Source organism: Streptomyces sp. NPDC102462, from assembly GCF_044765425.1.
Lineage (GTDB): Bacteria > Actinomycetota > Actinomycetes > Streptomycetales > Streptomycetaceae > Streptomyces.
In genome coordinates this window covers 1-1,424 of record NZ_JBIWKB010000162.1, presented here as the reverse complement: position 1 = coordinate 1,424, position 1,424 = coordinate 1, and the positions used below count along the sequence as shown (strand labels likewise).

The window sequence follows — 1,424 nt, the reverse complement described above, 5'->3', positions numbered from 1 at the left end:
CTGATGCTCCTATTGCCTGTCAAGCGGCTTGGAGCCAGTCGCGGTAGGCGTGGGCGAGGTCGTCGTCTCGGCGGATGCCGCGTTCGAGGGTGGAGATCGTGGCGGGCCAGACTCCGAGGTGCTGGGCCGCGGCGGTGAGCGTGAGGTTCTTGGACTGGCGCAGGGGCCGCAGGTCGGCGATGCCGGGGACGGCGACCGTGGTGGTCAGGCAGCGGAACATTTCCCGGGCGATGGCCCGTTTCAGGAGCCGGATGATCTCCTTCTTCGTTCGGCCTGCGTCGGTCTGCCGTGCCACGTACTCGCGGGTGCGGGAGTCGTGGGACATGCGCACCAGGGCGATGCGGTAGAGGGCCGCGTTGGCTGCCCGGTCGCCGCCGCGTGAGAGGCGGTGGCGGTTGGTCCGGCCGCTGGAGGCGGGGACCGGTGCGGCTCCGCAGAGGGCGGCGAAGGATGCCTCGGTCCGCATGCGGTCGGGGTTGCCTCCGGCGGTGACCAGCAGCTGGGCCGCGGTGTCGGGGCCGACTCCGTAGGCGGCACGCAGGCCGGGGTTGTGGACGCTCACCACGCTGTCCAGGGCCTTGACCAGGGCCTGGTGCTCGGCTGTCAGCTCGTTGACGCGTCGGGCGAGGCTTTTGAGCGCGGTCAGGACCGCGGTGTGGACCGCGTCACCAGCCGGCCGCAGCCGGGCCAGGGTGTCGGTGCGGTCCGTTCCCTTGAGCCGGCCGTACTTGGCGCGGATGGTCTCGGGCGCGGTGATGAGGATGCTGCCGATCTGGTTCAGGGCCGCGGTGCGGGCCTTGACGGCGGAGCGGGCGGCGTTGTGCAGGGCGCGTATGCCGGCGACGGTGTCGTCCTTGGGGGCGCTGGAGGCCCGTCCGGACAGTGCGGCGCGGGCGGCGGCGTAGGCGTCGATGGGGTCGGACTTGCCGATGCGGCGGCGTTCGGCCCGGTCGGGCCGGTTGACCTCGACGACCGGATGCCCGTGCGAGATGGCGGCGCGGGTGAAGCCGGCTCCGTAGGAAGAGGTGCCTTCCACACCGATCGCGATCACCTGGCCGTGGGCGTTCAGGAAGGCCAGGGCCGCGGCATATCCGGCAGCAGTCGTGGTGAACTCGGCGTCCGCGAGGTGGCCGCCGTTGTCGCTGATGACGGCGACGTGAAGGGTGTCGGCATGGGAGTCGACCCCGCCGAACACATCCTGGTCCGCTGTGTCTGGTGCCGCCGCTGATGTCATGCTGATGGTGCCTTCCTTGCCGGAGGTGGGCACCGGCCGGGTGGCGCAGACAGGACATTGAAGGGGCTTCTGACCAAGCTCCTATCAGGTCATGTTCCGCCCGGCCGGAGCCATGAGAACAGGTCCCGGCGGCCGGACAGAACAGCCGGAGGACAGCCCAGCAGGGCGTCAGTCAGTGCCCGAGCCACGA

The 1,424-nt window shown here is 70.8% G+C and carries 1 protein-coding gene; it reads right to left on the bottom strand.

Annotated features, from left to right (window positions below):
- Positions 1-19 precede the first annotated feature (19 nt).
- Positions 20-1,234: an IS110 family transposase gene (locus ACIRFL_RS43845; protein ID WP_404041378.1), complete on the bottom strand. Its 1,215-nt coding sequence runs from the start codon at positions 1,232-1,234 to the stop codon at positions 20-22.
- Between the last annotated feature and the right edge of the window lie 190 nt (positions 1,235-1,424).